The organism is Streptomyces sp. SID9727 (genome assembly GCF_010550605.1).
In the GTDB taxonomy this organism is placed as follows: Bacteria; Actinomycetota; Actinomycetes; order Streptomycetales; family Streptomycetaceae; genus Streptomyces.
Map to the genome: position 1 here is coordinate 21423 of NZ_JAAGNI010000497.1, position 6738 is coordinate 28160.

5 protein-coding genes are annotated in these 6738 nt (G+C 72.8%); 3 read left to right on the forward strand and 2 right to left on the reverse strand.

The features are described from left to right. Positions 1-25 precede the first annotated feature (25 nt). Entirely contained in the window at positions 26-1309 is a 1284-nt protein-coding gene (gene paaK / locus G3I41_RS33935) for a phenylacetate--CoA ligase PaaK (RefSeq protein ID WP_164404364.1), read from the forward strand. Between the two features lie 111 nt (positions 1310-1420). Continuing rightward, positions 1421-2197, forward strand: coding sequence for an SAM-dependent methyltransferase (locus tag G3I41_RS33940; RefSeq protein WP_164404365.1), 777 nt, complete (start codon positions 1421-1423; stop codon positions 2195-2197). 19 nt (positions 2198-2216) lie between these two features. On the opposite strand, the gene G3I41_RS33945 is transcribed toward G3I41_RS33940, so the two are convergent. Continuing rightward, positions 2217-3716 carry an acyl-CoA synthetase gene (locus G3I41_RS33945; protein ID WP_164404366.1) on the reverse strand — a complete coding sequence of 500 codons (1500 nt, stop codon included), beginning with the start codon at positions 3714-3716 and terminating at the stop codon, positions 2217-2219. Positions 3717-3892: 176 nt separating this feature from the next. Here G3I41_RS33945 and G3I41_RS33950 point away from each other — a divergent pair, with 176 nt between their 5' ends. Continuing rightward, entirely contained in the window at positions 3893-5722 is a 1830-nt protein-coding gene (locus G3I41_RS33950) for a serine hydrolase domain-containing protein (protein WP_164404367.1), read from the forward strand. Positions 5723-5788: 66 nt separating this feature from the next. On the opposite strand, the gene G3I41_RS33955 is transcribed toward G3I41_RS33950, so the two are convergent. Continuing rightward, the coding region (locus G3I41_RS33955; protein WP_164404368.1) for a tetratricopeptide repeat protein at positions 5789-6738 on the reverse strand (950 nt) is incomplete at its 5' end.

Here is a 6738-nt window from a genome sequence, read left to right on the forward strand (position 1 = left end):
TGCGCACGGACGAGGGAGGCCCGACATGACGGCTCTGCTGGACTCGGCGGAACGGATGAGCCGCACCGAGCTGGAGGCGCTCCAGCTCGAACGGCTGCGGGCGACCTTGCGTCACGCCTACGAGAACGTGGCGCACTACCGGGCCGCGTTCGACCGGGCGGGGCTGAAGCCGGAGGACTGCCGCTCGCTCGCCGACCTGGCCCGGTTTCCGTTCACCACCAAGGCGGATCTGCGGGACAACTACCCGTTCGGGATGTTCGCGGTCCCCGAGGACCGGGTGCGCCGGATCCACGCGTCCAGCGGGACGACGGGCCGCCCGACCGTCGTCGGCTACACCGGGAAGGACCTGGAGACCTGGGCCGACGTGGTCGCCCGCTCCATCAGGGCGGCGGGCGGCCGGCCGGGCCACAAGATCCACGTGGCGTACGGCTACGGGCTGTTCACCGGTGGCCTCGGGGCGCACTACGGGGCAGAGCGGCTGGGGTGCACGGTGATTCCCGCGTCCGGCGGCATGACGGCCCGCCAGGTCCAGCTGATCCAGGACTTCCGGCCGGACATCATCATGGTGACGCCCTCGTACATGCTGACCATCCTGGACGAGTTCGAACGGCAGGGCGTCGATCCGCGTACGACCTCGCTGAGGGCGGGGATCTTCGGGGCGGAGCCGTGGACGGAGGAGATGCGACGGGAGATCGAGGAGCGGTTCGCGATCGACGCGGTCGACATCTACGGCCTGTCCGAGGTGATGGGTCCCGGTGTGGCCCAGGAGTGCGTGGAGACGAAGGACGGGCTGCACATCTGGGAGGACCACTTCTATCCGGAGGTGGTCGACCCGTTCACGGGCGAGGTGCTGCCCGACGGGGAGCGGGGCGAGCTGGTGTTCACCTCGCTGACCAAGGAGGCCATGCCGGTGATCCGCTACCGGACCCGGGACCTGACCCGGCTGCTGCCCGGTACGGCCAGGGTGTTCCGGCGGATGGAGAAGGTCACCGGGCGCAGCGACGACCTGGTGATCCTGCGCGGGGTGAACCTCTTCCCGACGCAGGTCGAGGAGATCGTGCTCCGTACTCCGGGGGTGTCGCCGCACTTCCAGCTGCGGCTGACCCGGGAGGGCCGGCTCGATGTGCTGACGGTGCGGGCGGAGGCCCGGCCGGGCGCGACGGCCGGGGAGCGGGCGGCGGCCGCGGTGTCCGTCGCGGCGGCGGTGAAGGACGGGATCGGCGTGTCGGTGGGCGTCGAGATCCTGGATCCGGAGACGCTGGAGCGGTCGGTCGGCAAGTTCCGGCGGATCGTGGACGAGCGCGGGTGAACGGCCAACCGCCCTGCTGGCGGGTGGGGTTGCTGTGGCAGGATGTGCCCGAGTGAGCCATTGTCCGCCGGGGGACTCGTGTTCTCCGGCCAAGGGGTTGGGGAGCACATCATGACGGCAGGTCCGGTCGACACCAGCAGGCCGCATCCGGCCCGTGTCTACGACTACCTCCTGGGCGGCAAGGACCACTACCCCGTCGACCAGGAACTCGGCGAGCAGATGCCGGAGCCTGCGAAGGTGGGGGTCGCGCAGAACCGGGCCTTCATGCACCGGGCGGCCGGCTGGGCGGCGCGGGAGGGCATCGACCAGTTCCTCGACATCGGGACCGGCATCCCGACCCGGCCGAATCTCCATCAGATCGTCCAGGAGATCAACCCGGAGGCCCGGATCGTCTACACGGACAACGATCCGATCGTGCTGCGGCACGCGGAGGCGCTGCTCGTCAGCACGCCGGAGGGCGTCACCGACTATCTGGAGGCCGATGTGCGGTCGCCGGAGAAGATCCTCGACCACGCCCGTACGGTGCTGGACTTCGAGCGGCCCGTGGCGCTCTCGATGATCGCGCTGATGCACTTCCTGGCCGACGAGGACGATGCGTACGGCGTGACCCGCACCCTGGTCGACGCGCTGCCCGCCGGAAGCTGCCTGGTGCTCTCCCACTTCACGGTGGACTTCCTCGCCGCGCACGAGGAGGCCCTGGCCCGCTACCGGTCGAGCGGCATCACGCTGCAGCCCCGCACCGGTGCGGAGGTGGCCCGCTTCTTCGACGGGCTCGACCTGGTCGCGCCCGGTCTGGTGGCCGCCCCGCGCTGGCACGGTGTGCCCGCGCCGGAGCACGAGCGGATCCCCGACACCATCTACGCGGGGGTCGGCCGCGTCCGCGGGTAGACGCGCTCCCTGAGGACCCTCAGGCGAGGCGGTCGCGCAGTTCCCGCTTGAGGATCTTGCCGCTGGCGTTGCGCGGGAGGGCGTCCACGAAGACGACCCGCTTCGGCGCCTTGAAGGGGGCGAGCCGTTCGCGGGCGTGCGCGATCAGCTCGTCCCCGGTCGCCTCGCCCTTCAGGACGACGACGGCGGTGACGGCCTCGATCCAGCGCTCGTCGGGCAGTCCGACGACCGCGGTCTCGGCGACGGCGGGGTGGGTGTAGAGGGCGTCCTCGACCTGGCGGGAGGCGACGAGGACCCCACCGGAGTTGATGACGTCCTTCACCCGGTCGACCACGGTGAAGTAGCCGTCCGCGTCCCGGACGGCGAGGTCGCCGGAGTGGAACCAGCCGTCACGGAACGCCTCCGCGCTCTCCTCCGGCTTGTCCCAGTAGCCGGTGCACAGCTGGGGCGAGCGGTAGACCACCTCGCCCGCGGTGCCGTCGGCGACCTCCTTGCCGTGCTCGTCCACGACCCGGGCCTCCACGAAGAGGACGGACCTGCCGCACGAGTCCATCCGGCCCTCGTGCTCGTCCGGTCCGAGCACGGTGGCGAGGGGGCCGATCTCGCTCTGCCCGAAGCAGTTGTAGAAGGCGAGGCCGGGCAGCCGGTCGCGGAGGCGTTCCAGCACGGGCACGGGCATGATCGACGCCCCGTAGTACGCCTTGCGCAGGCCGCCGAGGTCTCGGGCGGCGAAGTCGGGGTGGTTGGCGAGGCCGATCCAGACGGTGGGCGGGGCGAAGAGGCTGTCGGCCCGCCCCGACTCGACCAGGTCGAAGATCCGGGCCGCGTCGGGCGCGTCCAGGACCGTGTTCTCGGCGCCGACGGCGAGGTAGGGCAGCAGGAACACGTGCATCTGCGCCGAGTGGTAGAGCGGCAGCGCGTGGACGGGCCGGTCCCCGGCGCGCAGGTCGAGCGCGGTGATCGCGCTGACGTACTCGTGGACGAGGGCGCCGTGGGTCATCATGGCGCCCTTGGGCAGCGCGGTCGTCCCGGAGGTGTACAGCAACTGGACCAGGTCGTCGGCGGCCGGTTCGCGTGCGGGGGTGAACGGGCGCGGGGTACCCAGTCCGGCCAGCAGTGACGCGTCGTCGTCGCGCAGCGTCCGTACGGCGAAGCCCTCCGGGACGCGGTCCGCGAGGTCCGGGTCGGTGAGGACGAGGGAGCTGGCGGACTGGCTCAGGATGTACGCCAGGTCGTCGCCGGTGAGGTTCTGGTTCACCGGCACGTGGACGAGACCGGCCCGGGCGCAGGCGAGGAAGGCGATCAGATACGCGTCCGAGTTGTGGGCGTAGGCGGCGACGCGGTCCCCCGGGCGCAGTCCGTGGTCGTCGGTGAGGGCGGCGGCCGCGGTGCTGACGGCCCCGTCCAGCTCGCGGTAGGTCCAGGACCGGCCGGCGTACCGCAGGGCGGTCCGTTCGGGAGCGCGCCGTGCGCTGCGGGTCAGGACACCGTCGACTGTGCTGCTGCGTACACCGGTCATGGCGTGATCCTGTGCGGCGGGGGCGCCGCGGTCAAGGGCCTGACGCAACATCAGATTCTTTCCGGCTCCCACCCCTACGGCACGGTGGCGCCTGACAGTACTCTCTGCTCGGCAGGAAGTTTCACGCTCGGAAGAGATTGCGAAAGTTACTTTCAGGCAGCGAGAAGGGGTTGTGCATGACGGAGGACACGGCGGCCGGGGGCATCAGCCGGCGGAGGCTCGGTGGTGGGATGCTGGCCCTGGGCGGGGCACTCGCCCTGGCGCCGATCCCGTTCGCGGGCACGGCGTCTGCCACGGAGTCGGGGGCGGGGTCGTCGGAGATGCACACGGGCCAGGGCGCGAAGCCGACGCTGCGGCGCGGTTCGGCCGCCCGTGCCGGGCTGTCGCGGGAACCGCTCGACCAGCTGGTCACCGAGGCGGAGCGCTATCTGGCCGCCTCCCCGAAGCACCCGTGGTACGCGGGCGCGGTGCTGCTCGCGGGCCGGGGCGGGACGGTGGCCCTGCACCACCCGATCGGCAAGGCGGTGCGCTATGCGGCGTACGACGAGACGACCGACACCGGGGTGGAGTTCCCCGAGGACCAGCAGATCGCGATGGCCGAGGACACGGTCTTCGACCTGGCGTCGGTCTCGAAGCTGTTCACCTCGATCCTGGCCGTGCAGCAGATCGAGCGCGGCACGCTGGAGCTGGAGGCGACGGTCGCGTCCTACCTGCCGGAGTTCGCCGGCGGCGGCAAGCAGGACATCACGATCCGTCAGCTGCTCACCCACACCTCGGGGTTCACCGCCTGGATCCCCCTCTACAGCGCGCCGACCCGGGAAGGGAAGCTGGAGCTGCTGTGGAAGGAGGTCCCGGCCCACCCGCCGGGCACGGTCTACCTCTACTCCGACCTCAACCTGATCTCGCTCCAGCTCGTCCTGGAGAAGCTGACCGGGCGGACCCTGGACGTACTGCTGCGCGAGCGGATCACCGATCCGCTCGGGATGCGGCGCACCCGTTACAACCCGCCCGCCTCCTGGAAGCCGAAGATCGCCGCGACCGAGGACGCCCGGCTCCCCTGGTCCGGGCTCGACCGCGGCCTGGTCTGGGGCGAGGTGCACGACGAGAACGCGTTCAGCCTGGACGGGGTCGCCGGGCACGCCGGGGTGTTCTCCTGCGCCTGGGACCTCGCGGTCCTCGCGCGCACCCTGCTCAACGGCGGGGTGTACGGGCGGGCCCGCATCCTCTCGGCGGACTCCGTCGACCTGCTGTTCACCGACTTCAACACGGCGTTCCCCGGGGACGAGCACGGCCTGGGCTTCGAGCTCTACCAGCACTGGTACATGGGCGCCATGGCCACGCCCCGGACGGCGGGGCACACCGGCTTCACCGGGACCAGCCTGGTGCTGGACCCGACCACGGACTCGTTCCTGATCGTGCTGGGCAACTCGGTGCACCCGGTGCGCAGCTGGCGGTCCGGCAGCGCGCCGCGTGTGGCCACCGCCAACCAGATGGCCCGGGCCGTCGCGGTCCGCCCGGCCCGGGGCCGTACCGCCTGGTTCTCCGGGATGGCGAGCGCGTCCACGGCCACCCTGACGCTGCCCGCCCTGCCGCTCGCCTCCTCGCAGGCCCGGCTGAGCTGCGCGCTGTGGTGGGACACCGAACCGGCGTCGGACTTCCTGTACCTGGAGGCTTCGACGGACGCCGGCGCCACCTGGCAGCCGGTCCCGTTCACCACCACCCCGACGGGGCAGGACGGGCGCCCCCGCCCCGAGGCGCACCCGGACGGCTCGCTCTCCGGCTGGTCGGGCCGGGTCTGGCACCGCCTCGACGCGAGCCTGGCGGGAGTGCGCGGCGCCGGGGTCCTGCTCAGGTGGCGCTACACCACGGACCAGCTGTACGTGGGCCGGGGCGTGTACGTGGACACCGTCAAGGTCGAGGACGGCGGCCGTACGGTCTTCGACGAGGGCCGCCCGTCGGACGCCCGGCGGATCGACGCGAAGGGCTGGTCCGCCTCGGCCGACTGACCGGCCCCCGGAACGCGGGGCGGGCGGGCCCGGCCGCCCGCCCCGACGCGGTGCGCGCGGCCCGTGTCAGGGCGGCGCCTGGCCGCGCTGCCTGAGCGCCGCCACCTCGCGGTAGAGGTCGGCGGCCTCGCGGGCGCGGCCCAGCTGTTCGAGGCAGTGCGCCTCGTCGTCGCGGCCGGCGAGCGTGTCGGGGTGTGCGGGGCCCAGCAGCCGGGTCCGGACGTCGGCGACCTGCCGGTACAGGGTGAGCGCGTCGGTCCAGCGCCCGAGCCAGCCGAGGGCGACGGCCACCTCGCGGCGGCTGACGAGGGTGTCGGGGTGGTCGGGGCCCAGGACGTGCTCCCGGGCGGCGCACACCGCCTGCGCCTCGGCCAGTGCCTCGTCCCAACGGGCCAGCCGGCCGAGGTTGACGCCGAGTCCGTGGCGGGCCCGCAGGGTCTCGGGGTCGGTGGGGCCGTTGACCCGGACGCGGTCGGCGACGAGCGCGCGGTACAGCTCCAGGGCGTCGGCGCTGCGGCCCAGGCGGCCCAGGCTGATGCCGACCTCGTAGCGGGTGGCGAGGGTGTCCGGGTGTTCGGCACCGAGCAGCCGGGTCCGTGCCTCGGCGACCTGGCGGTACGTGTGCAGGGCTTCCGTCCACCGGCCGAGCCGGCCCAGCGTGTAGCCGACCTCGTAGAGCGTGACCAGGGTGTCGCGGTGGGCGGCCCCCAGCACCCGGGCGCGGGCCGCGGCCACGTCGCGGGCCGTGCGGTACGCCTCCTCCAGCCGCCCCAGCCTGCTGAGGCTGAAGGCCAGGTTGTGGCGGCAGCGCAGGGTGTCGGGGTGGTCGGGGCCGAGCGCGCGCTCCCGTGACGCGAGCACGGCGGCGTGCAGTTCGTGCGCCTCGGTGTGCCGGCCGAGGCGGCCGAGCGCGTACGCCATCTGCTGCCGGGCGGCGAGCGTCTCGCCGTGCTCGGCGCCGAGGGCGCGGGCGCGGTCGTCGGCGATGCGGCCGAACTCGCGCAGCGCGTTCTCGG

What these genes read in the sequence shown, in the direction of transcription:
- G3I41_RS33945 (WP_164404366.1), bottom strand. Translation starts at nt 3,716, where the DNA reads ATGACCGGTGTACGCAGCAGCACAGTCGACGGTGTCCTGACCCGCAGC.
- G3I41_RS33950 (WP_164404367.1), top strand. Translation starts at nt 3,893, where the DNA reads ATGACGGAGGACACGGCGGCCGGGGGCATCAGCCGGCGGAGGCTCGGT.
- G3I41_RS33940 (WP_164404365.1), top strand. Translation starts at nt 1,421, where the DNA reads ATGACGGCAGGTCCGGTCGACACCAGCAGGCCGCATCCGGCCCGTGTC.
- paaK (WP_164404364.1), top strand. Translation starts at nt 26, where the DNA reads ATGACGGCTCTGCTGGACTCGGCGGAACGGATGAGCCGCACCGAGCTG.